Origin of the sequence: Leclercia sp. UBA7405 (genome assembly GCF_037152215.1) — a bacterium.
GTDB lineage: Bacteria > Pseudomonadota > Gammaproteobacteria > Enterobacterales > Enterobacteriaceae > Enterobacter > Enterobacter pneumoniae.
On the sequence record NZ_JBBCMR010000003.1, the window covers coordinates 525,489 to 542,131 of the forward strand.

At 55.1% G+C, this 16,643-nt stretch carries 12 protein-coding genes; 1 reads left to right on the plus strand and 11 read right to left on the minus strand.

Features of this window, described 5'->3' with window-relative positions:
• Positions 1 to 86: 86 nt before the first annotated feature.
• From aaeB to aaeX, 3 genes are read right to left on the minus strand one after another with little or no spacing between them, the layout of a single operon-like run.
• The gene (gene aaeB / locus WFN75_RS17865; RefSeq protein WP_207292485.1) at positions 87 to 2,054 is read right to left on the minus strand and encodes a p-hydroxybenzoic acid efflux pump subunit AaeB; all 1,968 of its coding nucleotides are present in this window, start codon (positions 2,052 to 2,054) and stop codon (positions 87 to 89) included.
• A 5-nt stretch (positions 2,055 to 2,059) separates the two neighbouring features.
• Positions 2,060 to 2,992: a p-hydroxybenzoic acid efflux pump subunit AaeA gene (aaeA, locus tag WFN75_RS17870; protein ID WP_040073836.1), complete on the minus strand. Its 933-nt coding sequence runs from the start codon at positions 2,990 to 2,992 to the stop codon at positions 2,060 to 2,062.
• A gap of 7 nt (positions 2,993 to 2,999) precedes the next feature.
• Positions 3,000 to 3,203: a p-hydroxybenzoic acid efflux pump operon protein AaeX gene (gene aaeX / locus WFN75_RS17875; protein ID WP_040073835.1), complete on the minus strand. Its 204-nt coding sequence runs from the start codon at positions 3,201 to 3,203 to the stop codon at positions 3,000 to 3,002.
• 179 nt (positions 3,204 to 3,382) lie between these two features.
• Between aaeX and aaeR the strand changes: the two genes are divergently transcribed.
• Entirely contained in the window at positions 3,383 to 4,309 is a 927-nt protein-coding gene (gene aaeR / locus WFN75_RS17880) for an HTH-type transcriptional activator AaeR (RefSeq protein ID WP_040073834.1), read from the plus strand.
• A 38-nt stretch (positions 4,310 to 4,347) separates the two neighbouring features.
• On the opposite strand, the gene tldD is transcribed toward aaeR, so the two are convergent.
• The 8 genes from tldD to csrD all read right to left on the minus strand — a co-directional run bounded on the left by tldD (position 4,348) and on the right by csrD (position 16,623).
• A complete protein-coding gene (gene tldD / locus WFN75_RS17885; RefSeq protein WP_286790051.1) occupies positions 4,348 to 5,793 on the minus strand; it encodes a metalloprotease TldD in 1,446 nt (481 codons plus the stop codon).
• A 90-nt stretch (positions 5,794 to 5,883) separates the two neighbouring features.
• Positions 5,884 to 9,684, minus strand: coding sequence for an AsmA2 domain-containing protein YhdP (gene yhdP / locus WFN75_RS17890; RefSeq protein ID WP_336996604.1), 3,801 nt, complete (start codon positions 9,682 to 9,684; stop codon positions 5,884 to 5,886).
• 45 nt (positions 9,685 to 9,729) lie between these two features.
• Positions 9,730 to 11,199 (minus strand): ribonuclease G, encoded by a 1,470-nt coding sequence (gene rng / locus WFN75_RS17895; RefSeq protein ID WP_040073831.1) that lies wholly within the window; start codon positions 11,197 to 11,199, stop codon positions 9,730 to 9,732.
• The gene (locus tag WFN75_RS17900; protein ID WP_046885754.1) at positions 11,189 to 11,782 is read right to left on the minus strand and encodes a Maf family protein; all 594 of its coding nucleotides are present in this window, start codon (positions 11,780 to 11,782) and stop codon (positions 11,189 to 11,191) included. Before WFN75_RS17900 ends, rng begins: the two co-directional genes overlap by 11 nt.
• 10 nt (positions 11,783 to 11,792) lie before the next feature.
• Positions 11,793 to 12,281, minus strand: coding sequence for a rod shape-determining protein MreD (gene mreD / locus WFN75_RS17905; protein WP_040073829.1), 489 nt, complete (start codon positions 12,279 to 12,281; stop codon positions 11,793 to 11,795).
• Positions 12,281 to 13,294 (minus strand): rod shape-determining protein MreC, encoded by a 1,014-nt coding sequence (mreC, locus tag WFN75_RS17910; RefSeq protein ID WP_040073828.1) that lies wholly within the window; start codon positions 13,292 to 13,294, stop codon positions 12,281 to 12,283. The genes mreD and mreC overlap by 1 nt, the downstream gene beginning before the upstream one ends.
• A 61-nt stretch (positions 13,295 to 13,355) precedes the next feature.
• Positions 13,356 to 14,399: a rod shape-determining protein MreB gene (gene mreB, locus WFN75_RS17915; RefSeq protein ID WP_000913396.1), complete on the minus strand. Its 1,044-nt coding sequence runs from the start codon at positions 14,397 to 14,399 to the stop codon at positions 13,356 to 13,358.
• Positions 14,400 to 14,682: 283 nt separating this feature from the next.
• Entirely contained in the window at positions 14,683 to 16,623 is a 1,941-nt protein-coding gene (gene csrD / locus WFN75_RS17920) for an RNase E specificity factor CsrD (RefSeq protein ID WP_046885753.1), read from the minus strand.
• Between the last annotated feature and the right edge of the window lie 20 nt (positions 16,624 to 16,643).

The window sequence follows — 16,643 nt, forward strand, 5'->3', positions numbered from 1 at the left end:
TCCTCCCTTTCTGGATTTAAAAACTTGCCAGACTAAGTATAGCCACAAAAAAACCGACGCTTTGGGCGTCGGTTTTTGCGGGAGGATTAGCTGTCGGTAAGGGCATTTTGATACCGATGCAGCATGCTGACCAGCCGGTTTACCGGCTCGGTCACCTGCGGCGGCGCTTCCCAGATACGCAGTTTTTCCTGATAGACATCCAGCTCTTCCAGGAGTTGGCCAAAGTAGCGGCGGCGTTTGTCGTCGCTGGAGGCCGCAATCACGTGATCCGCGGTGCGACGCAGTTGGCGGTGAAACGCAGAGAGATCGTCATTCACCGGTACCGGTGCATTGCGCAGTCGCTGATGGGCAATGATTAACGTCAGCGCCAGACGGAACTTGGCGATATCTCCCGGGAACTTCGTCAGCAGTAAAAAGAGCTGCTGATAGAGCGCAGGCAGATGGTTCTCTTTACGCCGGGCGGTGTTGGTGGTCATCGCCGAGACGGCGGCCGAAACAAATTGATTCAGCAAAACGCGCCCGGTGCGGGCCTGCGAGTTATCGCGCACCAGCAGAATCACCATCATCGCCAGGAAACAACCCACAATCTGCCCCAGCGCACTATCCAGAAACTGGCTGAAGTGGAAGGTCATGGGGTTATCCAGCACGATGATGTTAATGGTACTGGCCAGCGCCCCCAGCGATCCCAGTCGACGCTTTTGCACCTCGATACCAATAAAGAAGGCCATCACTGCCAGACTGAGGCAGAGCAGGAACATGCTTTGTTGAGTCGAGGGGATCACCACCAGGAAATAGAATGCCCCCAGCGGCAGCGCCGCAATGGTGCCATAGAGGAAATCCAGTGCCACCATGCGTGGATTGGGCAGACGCATTGCCAGCGAAGTCACCACCGCAATCATTACCATCGCCCCGCTGCCGGAGGTCCAGCCGGTCCAGAGCCAGAACAAAGTACCGAGCATACAGGCAAGCGTTGTACGCCAGAAGTTGACCATGGCGTGGTGGCGTTCCGCCGATTCGGCTTTTACGACCACTTCGCCTGCCAGCACCTCTTCTTCCGTGGCGCTGATTTTGGTGTTACCGATGACGCCCCGCTTAAGAAGCAAATAGCGTGTCGCCGCGCCTACCCAGCTATAGATGGTGATGGGCGTATCACGTTCGCCAGTCCAGGCGATGACCCGACGCATGCGTTTTAACTGTCGGTGCACATCCTGCACCGTCTCTACCGGCTCTTCAAACAGTTCGCGGAAGGTGTCGGTGATGACTTCCGGGCGGCTATTTTGAATAAGATAGGTTTCGCAAGCCTGGGTGATCAGCGTTAAGGAGACGGTATTAAGCGCTTTCAGGCGTCGGTTAGCTCGCGACCAGCGAGAAGATTCCATATTGAGGTTGCTGCGCATCCCCTCCAGCGCGGTGGTACGGCGCACCAGCGCCGCCCAGGCATTATCCACCGCTTCGCTGTCGCCATGTTTGATACAGAGCTGCATCAGCTGATACTGAGCAACGATCAGCGCATCCAGCTCCCGGTCGACTTCCTGTTTGATGGATCGCGGCGAGAAGAGCAGATCCGCGACGATCGCACAGACAATACCAAGCACAATTTCACTGCAGCGCTCAACCGCAAACTGCGGCGTGAGCAACGGCTCGGTCTGAATAGTGATAACAATGATCAGCGCCGTATAGCCAGAAAGCCCCCAGGCGTAGGAGTTTTCGACACGGATCAATGAGGAGACCCAGGTACAAAAACCGGCCCAGATGCAGCACACCATAATCATTAGCAGCGGGGTGCGGATCATCAGAATGATGATGGTCAGCGCGGCGATACAACCAATGAAGGTACCGACAATACGTAACATCCCGCGATAGCGGATAGCGCCTGAATAGGGTTCGCCCCCGGCCGCGAACGCCGGGCCGGCCGCGACGATTGCCGCCGTCAATACCGCCCAGCGCGGGGTTTCCAGATTGAAGTGAAAGCCAACAAACAGCGCCAGCACAATGGCGCAGGCCAACTTAATGGCGAAGCGTAAATGCTGGTTGGCGATGGAGAAGATGCCCATAGTGATTAACCGAACTCACGCAGGCGATGCGCCATTTTACGGAACCATGAATCCTGGCTGGCATCACGATCTTTCTCGCCGGTGATCACCACCGTTGCCGTCGTGCCTGCCGGCCACAGGTTGCCTTGCTCTTCATCCAGACGGATACGTACCGGTACACGCTGGGCCAGACGCACCCACTCCAGATTAGAGTCAACGGTGGCCATCCCTTTGCTGTCACGGGTTGCGCTGGCGTTTGTCACGCCTGCCGCCACGCTATCTACCGTACCTTTCAGTACGCGGTTGCTGCCCAGAGGCGTAATCTCTGCCCGATAACCCGGGCGTACCCCCTCCAGCTTGGTCTCTTCCATATAGGCCAGCACGTAGAAAGAGCGTTGCTTAACCAGCGCCACTGCGGTCGAGCCGCGGGTAATAAATTCGCCGGTATAAACGTTCAGGTTCGTCACCCAGCCATCGGCCGGGGCGCGAATCACGGTGCGTTCCAGATCCAGTTTCGCCAGATCGCGGGTCGCTTCAGCTTTTGCCTGCTGATGCAGGACGGTTTGCAGCACGTTGTTAGATTGGTCAATCTCTTCACGGGACATGGCCTGCACGCCTAACTTGTTACGGCGTCCGGCTTCACGACGTTTCTCCGCGGCCAGCGCTTTGTAGTAGGCAACATCTGCTTCAGCCTCTTCCAGCGCTTTCTGATAACGTGGCTGATCGATGGTAAACAGCACCTGGTCTTTCTTCACCAGCTGGTTGTCTTTAATATTCACTGAGGTAATCAGCCCTGCGACGTCAGGCGCAATCGCCACGATATCGGCGCTAAAACGCGCATCGCGCGTCCAGGGTGACTCGGTGTAGTAGACCCATGCACGGAAAATCGCGATGAACGCCAGTACGACCAGCGCCAGGGTGATAGCGGTACGAGAGATTTTTCTTGTTAGTGTTTTCACATCTACCTCAAACAAACAAACGCGATATCAGATAAAACAGGCAGCAGTACAGCGCGGTATTGAACAATGCAGGGTGCCAGACGAAATCATAAATGCCAGTCGGCGTCAGCACCTTACGCACCAGCCAAAAAATCGCCAGTGATAAAAGCAGTTCAAAAAATATCGGTGGGAACGACAAACCGAACACCACGATAACGGGAAACAGACTCATGTTGACCTTGGTTAGAGAGCGAGCAGGCGAAAGATTTATTGAGCTGCGCCACCGCATTAAGGGCAAGAAAAGCCGGGCGAGAGTGGCGTAGCTGCCGGGTTATTAATAGTATATTAGCGTAACTGTTATGCTGTTATCTATAATATGTGATCTAAATCACTTTTAAGCCAGAGTGAATAATGGAACGTTTAAAACGCATGTCCGTTTTTGCCAAAGTCGTTGAACTGGGCTCATTTACTTCCGCTGCCCGGCAACTACAGATGAGCGTCTCGTCGATCAGTCAGACCGTCTCTAAACTGGAAGATGACCTTCAGGTAAAACTTCTTAACCGCAGCACCCGCAGTATCGGCCTGACCGAAGCCGGTAAAATTTACTATCAGGGCTGCCGCCGTATGCTGCATGAAGCGCAGGAGGTGCACGAGCAGCTCTACGCCTTTAATAACACCCCCATTGGCACCCTGCGTATCGGTTGCTCTTCCACTATGGCACAAAATGTCCTCGCCGGTATGACGGCAGAGATGTTGAAAGAGTACCCAGGCCTGTCAGTTGATCTGGTGACCGGCATCCCGGCACCGGACCTGATTGCCGACGGCCTGGACGTGGTGATCCGCGTAGGCGCGCTCCAGGATTCCAGCCTCTTCTCCCGGCGACTGGGTAGCATGCCGATGGTGGTTTGTGCCGCCAAAAAGTACCTTGTGCAGGCCGGGATACCGGATAAACCTGCCGATCTCAGTAACCACTCCTGGCTTGAGTACAGCGTGCGTCCGGACAACGCGTTTGAGCTGGTGGCGCCAGAGGGGTTATCGACAAAGTTGATCCCGCAGGGACGGTTTGTGACCAACGATCCCATGACCTTAACGCGCTGGCTGGTGGCCGGCGCCGGGATCGCTTATGTACCGCTAATGTGGGTGATCAATGAGATCAACAGCGGCGAACTGGAGATCCTCTTCCCGCGCTATCAATCCGATCCGCGTCCGGTCTACGCGCTTTATACTGAAAAGGATAAATTGCCGCTGAAGGTGCAGGTCTGTATTAACTACCTGACGGATTACTTTGTGGACGTGGCGGAGCTGTATCGGGCAATGCGGGAAAAAAGGAAGGAGTAGCAGGCTCCTCTTCCCGCAGGAAGAGGAGCAGAGTTGGATCAGGCCGTGCCGCCCACCGTCAGGTTATCTACTTTCAGCGTCGGCTGGCCTACGCCAACCGGCAAGCTTTGCCCCTCTTTGCCGCACACGCCCACGCCGTTATCCAGCTTGAGATCGTTGCCCACCATAGAGATTTGCTGCATCGCTTCAATACCCGAACCAATCAGCGTCGCCCCTTTTACCGCTTTGGTGACTTTGCCTTTCTCAATCAGATAGGCTTCTGAAGTTGAGAAGACAAATTTACCGGAGGTGATGTCCACCTGGCCACCGCCAAAGTTCGGCGCATAGATACCGTAATCGACCGACTCGATGATCTCTTGCGGCGTGGATTTTCCACCCAGCATGTAGGTGTTCGTCATACGCGGCATCGGCAGATGGGCATAAGACTCACGGCGACCGTTACCGGTAGGTGCCACGCCCATCAGACGCGCGTTGAGTTTGTCCTGCATGTAGCCTTTCAGCACACCATTTTCAATCAAGACGTTGTACTGCCCCGGCGTCCCTTCGTCATCGATTGAGATAGAGCCACGGCGATCGGCCATGGTGCCATCATCGACAACGGTACAAAGTTCAGACGCCACCAGCTGACCCATCTGGCCGCTGAAGACTGAAGTACCGCGACGGTTGAAGTCACCTTCCAGACCGTGACCGACCGCTTCGTGCAGCAGCACGCCCGGCCAGCCTGCGCCCAACACGACCGGCAGAGTGCCCGCGGGTGCTGCAACTGCGGAGAGATTTACCAGCGCCATGCGCACGGCCTCTTTCGCCCACGCGTCGGCACGCACTTCGCCATCCGCATCGGCAAGGAACCACTCATAACCGAAACGACCGCCGCCGCCGCTTGAGCCGCGCTCGCGTTTACCATCCTCTTCAACCTGTACGCTGACCGACAGACGCACCAGCGGACGAACATCGGCAGCCAGGGTGCCATCGGTGGCGGCCACCAGGATCAATTCATAAACACCGCTCAGGCTAGCGCTCACTTCCTGTACGCGCTTATCCGCCGCACGAGCGACTTTGTCTACGCGACGCAGGATGTCCAGTTTCTCTTCGCGGCTCATGCTCTGCAGCGGATCGATACTGGTATAAAGCGCCGTATGTGATACTTCGCCAAGGGTTTTTGCTTGTCCGTTGCCCGTCTCACGCACGATGGTACGAGCGGCCTGTGCGCTCTGAGTCAGCGACGCCAGGCTAATCTGGTCAGCATAGGCAAAACCGGTCTTCTCACCGCTGACCGCGCGGACTCCCACGCCCTGGTCGATGTTCCAGGAACCATCTTTGATGATGCTGTCTTCTAACACCCAGGACTCGTGATAGCTCGACTGGAAATAGAGATCGCCGTAGTCGAGACGGCGTTCGGTCAGTTGACCAAGAATAGAGAACAGATCCTGATGACTCAGGCCGTTCGCTGCCAGCAAATGTTCACTTACCAGGTTCAGACTCATCGTTTTGCTACTCGTTGTTCGTTGCCGCCCACGAGGCGGTAATTAAGATCTTATCTATTGAGAGTGAGGCAATTAATTGCCCGCGTCAAATCATTGCTGTGCATCTTTGCGCGGCTGGCGCAGGACTTCATTGATCTGCGGTTTATCTACCGGGCCAGTGATGCGATAGCGCAGAATCGAGACCTTGTTCCACAGTGGTCCTAACACCCTACTGGCAGCAAACACCGCAGCGCCCACAATCGGGTTAACCGCAAAGGCCGCCGCCACGCCGACGGTAGCGGAGATCTCCGGCGCGACAACCGCTTCCATATCCAGTTCGCGACGCACCAGGTTGACGGAGCCTTTCATAGCGATGTCAGCTTCCAGCCCATCAACCAGGGTGTCGTCCGTATGCAGTACCCCGTCCTTGATCCAGGCGGTGCTACGGATGGCATCGTAGTAGAAGCCTTCATTAAAGGTATCGCTAAAGTCGAAGCGCAGCTTACGCAGCAGGGCATCAAAACTCAGCAGACGCAAAATTTGCCCGGCATGGCCGGTGCTTACGTCGGCAATATGGCCCTTTCCAAGCCGCGCTTTGATGATTCCGTTCAGCGAGGCCTCATCCGGCTGCCACGGCGGATTGCGCCAGTGCAGGTCATAATCGACATCAAAATTCGAATCGCGAACCGGTGTGGTGACCCCAAAGAAGCCTGCTGCGGCATCCAGCTTATTACCTTTCACCTGCCCTTTCAGCGAGGTACGTTGCTCGCTCGCACTGTTTACCCATTCACCGTTCACCGTCAAACGGCCAAAGCCAGTATCCAGCAGCCCGTCCGTCAGGGACAGTGTGTTGCCCTTAATAGCAAAATCGCCGTCGATGCGACCATATTTTTGTCCCCACAGCCAGCATTCAGCACAGCGCAGTTGAAGGTCAGGCAGGCCGGTAAAATCGATGCGTTTATTCGCCGCGAAGGGGATTGCGTTAGTGTCGTTACTGCCCGTCGGTGAGGCCGGGTTGAAATAGAGGTAGCGGATATCAGCCAGCCACGGGGCGGCATCTCGCATCGTTAGCGTCGCGTTGATTTCACGACCATGCGCCTCGACCGTCGATCCCGTCGCCGTCGGTCGGGAGACAATGCTCAGGTTGTTCCACTGCTGTCCGCCCAGCGCCAGCGAAGGGGTCCGAACGGTGATCTGCTCCGGGAATTGCGCGGCATCATCCACGTTTTTCCCCACCCCTTTTTGTAACAATCCAAGCCACTCGGCGCCATCCATCGCCGGCAAATTCAGTTCAACGCCCGGCTGATCCGGTAGCGGCGGGAGGGTGCGGCTATCGGAGGTCCAGATTGCCCGATCCAGCGTTAGCTTGCGATTCAGCAGCCAGCGGCTGTTGAAGTGGTTATTGGCACCGGCGTTGCCCGTCAGGGTAAAACTGTTAAGGTTGCCATCGACATTGATTTTGACCGGTAATGCTTCACCTGCGCTCTTGTTCAGCGGAGAAGGTAAGTGACTGCTTACATTCTTCAGATCGCTGGTGATATCTACCTTATATTTCGCGCTGCCACGGTACGGCAGATCAATTGCCACTTTCCCCTGCCACGGCAACGAGCCGTTCACCGCTTCACTAACCGGTTTTGGCAGCACATCCATACGGGCTGGCTGCCAGTTAGCATCCAGATTCACCGCGACCTGATACGCCTTTTCCCCCTCGGTGGTCGAAAAGTCGATAGTGACCGGCTGCTTAAACCAGCTTGCCGTCAGGGGTTCACTCTTTAGATTGCCATTCACAAAGCTGAACTGGCCACTCAGGTTATTGATGGTGCTATTGAGGGGTTTAATAAACAAATCGTTGTCGTGCAGATGCACGTCGCCTTCAGCGGTGGTCATTTCACCGTCGAGCGGAATATCCAGATGTAAGCGAGCATTCACATCACCATCAAGCTGGAGCTCATCCAGGGTCGTAGCCAGGGAATCCTTCAACGGAGTCTCTGCAAAATAGGGCCCAACGGCCTTACCCGGCCCGTTGATATCGGCATCAATCAGCAATTTTTCTTTTGAGTAATCGGGGATAACCGCCTTCAGGTTGCTGGCAGTCACGCCGCCCAGCGCCACGCTGTCGCTCTTCATCCACAGGCCGTCGTTGATGAAGTTGAGTTCGATATCGAGATTCTTTAGCGCCGGCCAGTCCGGCTGGAAGGCAAAGGTCGCGTTATGCAGCGGGACCAGCACCTGGAACTGGCCTTCATTATGTTTGTATGGGAACAGGTGCGGGTTACCGCCATAGACCAGGGTAGCGTTGTCCGCCTGGCCCCCCTGAATCGCACCGCTCAGGTAATCCACCAGATCCTTGCCCATCAGGTTTTCGGGAAAATAGCGCCAGGCCTGCGACCCATCATCCGTGCTAATACCCGCCAGAATGCCCAGCCAGGGTTCTTCGCCCTGAGGCTGCATATAACGGAAGTCGCCCCGGGCATGTACCGCTTTCGCTTTCACGTCAATATGGCGGCCATCCAGCTGGAACCCTTTTTCGTTCTTTAACCAGTTGAGCGTTGCGGTCCCTTTCTCAATCTCCAGCGGGGCGCGGAAGACCGTTTCATAAGGCATGACGGCATTATTCATCTGGCCGGTCAGACGGCCATCTTCAACGCTCCCTTCCAGGGTTCCGCTGAAATGTTCTGCCCCTGGCAGCAGCTTCCACTGTTTCCAGGCGAGGTCGGTCCAGGCGATGTCGAAACGGGTTTTCTCGGTAGCCTGCAGAGGAATATCCAGCGCCAGCGAGTTAATGGCCCCGACCGGCTGTGTCGCTTGCCACACTTCCCCCAGAGCCGGTGAGAGTTTTGACGCCATTGAACGCAATCCTTCAAGCCCTTCCAGCTCGAGGTTACTGGCGCGAATACGCAACTCATCGCTGCGCTTGCTATTTTTGCCGCCGACTTCTTGTTCCGGGATCCACGCCAGCGCCAGCGCGCCACGCGGCCAGGGTTTATCATCCAGCGTGATGCGGGTATCAGGAATAGCAAACTGCCAGCCTTCGCCAGCGCGGGTAATATGCGCGGTGAGGTTATCCACCATAAGTCGATGCTGACGATCTTCACCCGGCCAGCTCGCGCCGCCCTGCTTCAGCCAGATGTCCCCACCGGCGATCTCGCCTTTACTGAGGGTCATCCAGCCTTCAATGCTGAACCGCGCCGTCTGCAACTGCATATCTTTCTGCAGCCATTCACCCAACCAGGGTTTAACATCTACGTCGTCAGCCTGCATCCACACTTTGCCATTGTTTAGCAGGCCGCTGTCATCATCACGCAGGTCCATACGTACCTGCACGATCCCGTGCTGACCGTTCAGGCTGGAGAGGCTGACCTGTCCCTCGGCGCGATGGCGATCTTTACCGTTAAGCCAGGTCAGTTGCGGGATCGCCAGTTCGGCACGCTGGCCAGAGAGGGTAATAAAACTCACTTCACTGTCGCGCAGATCGAAATGATCGAACTGGCGTAAAAAGAGATCGCTAATACGGTTTGCTTCAAACCCACCGCTCTGTTTGTCATTACTTAACGGCGTATTGGTTACAAACTTCAGCTGATAAAAGGTGAGATCGCGAAACTGCCAGCGCAGGTGCAACAAGCTTTGCCAGACATCCAGAGCGAGGGTGACGCGGCTTATTTTCAGATAGCCGCCATCGTTCAGGCCGGCATTGATGTCATGAACGTCGAGGGTGGGGCCGAAGTTTTGCCAGCTGGCGTTGAGCTTACTGGCCTCAATCGGCATACCGGTCGCAGATCCCAGTTTAGCCAGCACCTGCGGGCGCCAGCTATCCAGATGCGGCAATACGAGACGCAGCCCGCTTACCAGCAGCGCGACAATCACAATCAGCGTTGCCCCTGTAAGCAATAAAATCCCCGGCAGTCGCCTCACGCGTCGCTCCTTGTCAGCCGTTCTCGTATCGCAGCAGCCTGCGTATTACATCATTACCACATCGAATTGCTCCGGGTTATAGAGCGGTTCGATTTGTACTTTCACCTGTTTGCCGACAAAAATTTCCACTTCTGCCAATGCGTGGGACTCTTCCCCTTTCAGGGCTTCTGCCACCGAAGGAGAAGCATAGACCAGGAAACGGTCGGAGTCGTAGGCATGATGCACGCGAACAATTTCACGCATGATTTCATAGCAAACCGTCTCGGTGGTCTTGACTGTGCCACGGCCGTGGCACGTCGGACACTCATTACAGAGCACGTGCTCCACGCTTTCGCGGGTGCGTTTGCGGGTCATCTCCACCAGCCCCAGCTGAGAGAAGCCGTTAATACTGGTTTTAACGCGATCTTTACTGAGCGCCTGCTCCAGTGAATGCAGCACGCGGCGACGGTGGTCTTCATTACTCATATCGATAAAATCGATGATGATAATGCCGCCAAGATTACGCAGACGCAGCTGACGGGCGATAGCCTGGGTGGCTTCTATATTGGTATTGAAGATGGTGTCATCAAGATTTCGGTGGCCTACAAAGGCACCGGTATTGATATCCACCGTCGTCATGGCTTCGGTCTGGTCAATAATCAAATAACCGCCGGACTTCAGTTCCACTTTACGCTCCAGCGCGCGCTGGATCTCGTTCTCCACGTCGAACAGATCGAAGATCGGCTGCTTGCCGACATAGTGTTCCAGCAGACCCGGCATTTCAGGAATGTACTCGCTGGTAAATTCCAGCAAGGCTTCATAGGTCAGACGGGAGTCGACGCGGATGCGGTCAAGCTGAGCGTCAGCGAAGTCGCGCAGAACGCGCTGAGCCAGCGCCAGCTCGCCATACAGTTGATAGCGCGTCTGGTTGCGTTTTTTACGCTCCATCACCTTGGTCCAGACGCGTTTCAGGTAGGCCGCGTCCGAGGCCAGATCGTCTTCGCTAATCCCTTCTGCGGCGGTACGAATGATAAAACCGCCCTGCTCGTCGCAATAGGCACTGACGACCTTTTTCAGGCGTTCGCGTTCGGTTTCGCTCTCAATGCGCTGGGAAACCCCCACGTGAGACGCACCGGGCATAAAGACCAGATAACGGGAAGGCAGCGTAATGTCGGTTGTTAAACGCGCACCTTTGGTACCGAGGGGATCTTTCACCACCTGCACCATCAGATCCTGCCCCTGACGAACCAGCTCCGAGATATCACGTACGGTAAACTGTTTTTGCTCTTCACCCGCCACGCATTCGGTGTGCGGCATGATGTCAGAAGCATGAAGGAATGCGGCCTTATCCAGACCAATATCTACAAATGCCGCCTGCATACCCGGTAGCACACGACTCACACGACCTTTGTAGATATTGCCTACGATTCCGCGTCGCGCTTCACGCTCAATATGGATTTCCTGCAGAATGCCGCCATCAATATAAGCGACACGCGTTTCCGATGGCGTTACGTTTACCAACAATTCAGCCGTCATAATTATCCCTTCTCTCACGCAGTGAGTTAAAATTGCTCAGCAACTCATACGTTTCCACCAGCGGTAAGCCGACTACGGCGTGATAGCTGCCATTTATCTTCCTGACAAAACAGCCACCCAACCCTTGAATACCGTATGCACCTGCTTTATCCATAGGTTCACCGCTGTCGATGTAAGCGGTAATGTCTTCTTCGGTGAGCACTCTGAACGTAACATCGGTAACGACCAGGCAATCCAGTACGTGCTGGCTGTCAGCGATGGCAACGGCGGTCATGACCTGATGCGTATGCCCGGACAATTTGCGCAGCATGGTCGCCGCGTGAGCGCCATCGCGCGGTTTCTCAAGGACTTCACCATTAAGGATAACGATGGTATCTGCGCCCAGTACGGGTAAATCACGCGGCGTTTGCGCCACGCCTGCCTGTGCCTTCTCTCGCGCCAGGCGGGAAACATACTGTTGAGCGCTTTCGCCACTGGCCCGGACTTCTTCAATGCCGGTGACGATGCGTTCAAACGTTACGCCCAACTGGGTCAGCAATTCCTGACGGCGAGGTGAGCCGGAAGCGAGATACAAAGACGTCATAGAAACCTTTTTATTGCACGGCAAACTGCTGGCGAATTTTACGCATCAGCAGGAATAACCATGGCCAGAGGACACCGTTTACTACACTACTCCAGAACACTTCAGGTCGGAAAGAGACGTTGATCACTAAAAACTCTGCCCAGAAAACAATGATATCCGCAGCAAGAGATAACAACATCACCACCAGCGCCTGTTGCCAGAGCGCCAGATTGCGAAAAAGCTGGAATTTTAGTGCGACCAGATAAGCAATGATGCTCATGGACAAAGCGCGCACGCCAAGCGTAGAGCCACTGATGAGATCCAGTATGGCACCCATCACGAATCCCGTGCCCACATTTACGCGGTGCGGGAGCGCCAGAATCCAGTACAACAGAATAAGCAGTACCCAATTTGGCCGGAAGACAAGAATGTCGTCCGGCCAGGGCATAACTTGCAGTAGCAGTGCGACTAAAAACGAGAGCCAGATAACCCAGCGTCCCTGGCTACGATAACTTGCCACTATTGCCCTCCCGGGGAGCGCTGCGGTGGCGGCGTAGCAGGCTGAGGCTGGGTTAGCCCCGTCGCTGGCGCCGGAACGGGCGCCGGTGGCCCCATCGCGTCAGGTGATGGTAACACCTGCGGCATCATCTGCATCAGACGTTCATTTGCTACACGGTGCACATCTTCCGGCGTCATTGGGTTACTGCCGTTGCGATCTGCGCCCCAGAGCAATAACAGATAACGCAGACGCTGCAGACCGGCCGTTGGACGAGCCTGAATCACGGTATAGGCGCGCTGAGTATCCAGCCTCACAGAGGAGACCACACCCACAGGATAACCTTCCGGGAAACGCCCCCCCAGACCCGATGTCACCAGTACATCACCTACCCGAATGTCGGTGTTAGCAGGCAGATGCTCCAGTTGCAGATCATCAGTACAACCGTTGCCGGCAGCAATCACGCGTATATCGTTACGTAATACCTGAATCGGCAATGCATGCGTTGCATCGCAAATCAATAAAACGCGGCTGGTCAGCTTAGCAACGGCGACCACCTGCCCTACAACGCCTTTGTCGCTGATAACCGGCTGGCCTTCGTAAACACCGTTTACGCTGCCTTTGTCGATGACCACCTGATCGCTATAGGGATCGTTAACGGTCGAGATGACTTGGGTAACCATTTTCTGCTCATCCTGACGCAGCGGCGATCCTAACAGCTCACGCAGACGAGCATTTTCCTGACGATACTGGCCCAGCATCAGCAGTTCGCTGTTTTTCAACAGCAACTCCTGGCGTAATGCACGATTTTCAAGTTCGAGCTGGTCGCGCGATGACAACGTCTGGGAGACGCTATCCAGCAATTCACGGGGACCATTTGATATAAAGTAGAAAGGACTGACGGCGGTATCCATGTACGTTCGGATCTGGCTGAACGTACCGAGGCGGCTATCGGCGATAATGACGCCGAGCGCCACCAGCAACGCCAAAATCAGGCGAAACTGTAGCGACGGGCCACGGCTAAAAATTGGCTTCATAGGCTATGCGTACTCTCGCGTCAGAGAGAAAGGGTAGCATCCGCTACCCTTTCACTTCCGACTACTCTTCGCTGAACAAGTCGCCGCCGTGCATGTCGATCATCTCCAGCGCCTTGCCGCCGCCACGGGCTACGCAAGTCAGTGGATCTTCTGCAACTACGACAGGAATACCTGTCTCTTCCATCAACAGGCGGTCGAGGTTACGCAGCAGCGCACCACCACCAGTCAGAACCATACCGCGCTCGGAGATATCGGAAGCCAGTTCCGGCGGGCACTGTTCCAGGGCAACCATCACGGCGCTCACGATACCGGTCAATGGCTCCTGCAGCGCTTCGAGGATTTCGTTGGAGTTCAGGGTAAAGCCGCGTGGAACGCCTTCAGCCAGGTTACGTCCGCGAACTTCGATTTCACGCACTTCGTCGCCCGGATAGGCAGAACCGATTTCGTGCTTGATACGCTCTGCGGTCGCTTCACCGATCAGAGAGCCGTAGTTACGGCGCACATAATTAATGATGGCTTCGTCGAAACGGTCACCGCCGATACGTACGGAGGAGGAGTAGACCACGCCGTTCAGGGAGATAACGGCGACTTCAGTGGTACCACCACCGATATCTACAACCATGGAACCGGTGGCTTCGGAAACCGGCAGACCCGCGCCAATTGCGGCAGCCATCGGCTCTTCAATCAGGAAGACTTCACGCGCACCGGCGCCCTGAGCGGATTCACGAATAGCACGACGCTCAACCTGGGTAGCACCTACCGGCACGCACACCAGAACGCGCGGGCTTGGACGCATGAAGCTATTGCTATGCACCTGCTTAATGAAGTGCTGAAGCATTTTTTCGGTCACGAAGAAGTCAGCGATAACGCCGTCTTTCATCGGGCGAATAGCTGCGATGTTACCTGGGGTACGACCAAGCATCTGCTTAGCGTCATGACCAACGGCCGCCACGCTTTTCGGTGAACCAGCACGATCCTGACGAATGGCCACAACGGAAGGCTCATTCAGTACGATGCCTTGTCCTTTTACATAGATAAGGGTATTCGCGGTACCCAGGTCAATGGACAGGTCATTGGAAAACATGCCACGAAATTTTTTCAACATACTAAGGGATAATCCTGAAAGCTGGGGCGGAAAACAAAATCCGCTTACTTTACCAACCACGCGCAGCAGCGACAAGGCGCAAAAATCATCTGCTACGGTGAAAATTAGTGCAGTACGTTTCCTTTGTTACAAATCGACACCTGACTCCCTCAGGGCTGAATCAACAGCAGTGTTCCTCACACTTTCATTTGTAACCAGTCAAAGGTCGTTCACTGTCTTTTTTTGCTCGTCATACTCAAGCTACAGGCGCGATATTCTACGTGAAAACAAATTAAACGGCAGGTTAAACAGAGTATCTTTGCGAATATTTTTTCACATTGCTGTCAAGCGGCTGAGAGGCAGCAAAAAAATCCCCCTGACCGCCTGACACGCCGCGCTCTGTCAACGTCTGCCATTCACTTCTGCTGCGCACGCCAGTGGCAAATACTTGCGTCTGTGTCCCTTTGCACGCTTCCACCAGACTCTGCACCAGCAGCTGGTTTTCCGTGCGCTTTTCAATGTTCCGAACCAGACCCGGATGGAGCTTTAACAGTGCCACTTCAAGGGTCTTGATCCAACTGGTACTGACCAGCGTTAAACCCGCCTGGGTTACCGCCACGCGAGCGCCAAGCGCAGTGATCAAACGTACTATCGCTTGTAACCGGCTGATATGTTGACAGACATCTGCCTCTGCAAGTTCAAAAATAATCCGTTTTCGCTGTGATTTTTCACACTGCATCAAAACATCACGCAGCCAGCGCTGAAAACGCGGGCGAATCAGCGATTCAACGGTTATCTGGATCGCCAGATTTTCTTCCGGCCAGAAAGATAAAAAAGGCATCAGGCGCGTGATTTGCTGGCGGTCGTACTCTTCCGACAGCCCAAACTGGAGGATCATCGGCAGGTACTCCGCCGAGACCACCTCTTCGTTGCCATCAAAAATACGGCACAGCAGTTCACGATGATGGACCATGCCATCTTTTGTAACCGCCGGTTTCTGATAAATACGCGGCCCACCGCGGTTCAGAGTCTGCTCAATCAGGGTACGCCAGCGCACGTTGCCGCGCCCCTTCTCCGGCAGGGAGTCGTCGTACACGGCCCAACCGTTGGCGCCCTGTAGCACCGCGTTACGGGTAGCGGCTTCGGCGTGTTCCATTACTTGCTCCGTCGTCTGCCCGCCACGCCAGGCGCAGATGCCAATATGCACCATATCATCGCGATCGAGCATTTTCGTAGGCGGCAGGGCATCCACGGTTTTAAGCAGCAGGCTGGCAATACTTTCGGATTCTTTCAACGTGCGATGGGGAAGCAACACTGCATAATCACTGCGATGATAGCGGGCCAGTAACGCGCCCGGGTAACGCATAATAAATGTTGAGAGCAGATTAATAAGGGTAAACAGATGCTCTTCTGCGACCGTACGTCCCCAGTTATCTTTCATCAGATCAAAGTCTGGCAGGCGAACTAACATAACCACGCCGTGGGAGCCCACTTTCTCCTGGTCTTCCAGCAGCGTGGCCAACTGGTTATCAAAGAAGAGACGATTATTGAGACCGGTTTTGTTGTCCTGCGCGGCATAAGAGCGAATCAGGGTGTCCATGCGACTGCGCTGATCGCTGGCAAACTGGATTTCAGAGAGCAGGACATCGAGCGCGCTGCTGGTACGGGATGGCCATTCATAGACTGACCCGCGAACCTGTGCCCCCCGCTCTCCGTTCAGAATACGCGCCGAACGCGATTCAAGTAACTCCTGCCCGTTGAGCTGGCGGCGCAGCCAGCGCACGGCCAACAGGAGTAACAAAGCGATAAAGGCAACGGCGAGGGTGAGTGGCGCGGTGGTCATCAGCGAGTGGAGGTAGTTGTTCATCGGATCCTGATATACCAGTCTGAGGGTCATACCCGGATTTTTCAGCGAATGGATATCCTGTTCGCGATACTGCATCTGTATGCCTGCAGAGTGGTATACCCCGGTGCGCTGATGGCGAAAGACCGTCTCTCTGCCCTGCTTTATCTCAATGCTGACGATGTCCGTTGGTGCCATCAGTTCGTCAAGCTGGCCGGAGAGCTGGGAAAACGACGTGCTGACAAGTCGTGTATCAATGACCGAGGCCACGGCCTGCACGCGGTTGACCAGTTTGTCCTGAACGGCGTTATAGAAGCTCAGTGAACAGCCAATCAGTATGACGAAAATGGTCATGCCGGTCAGCAAGGTGATAAAAGCGGAGAACTTCGTCGATAATCGCATCCTTGAGATTACTCCGTGAG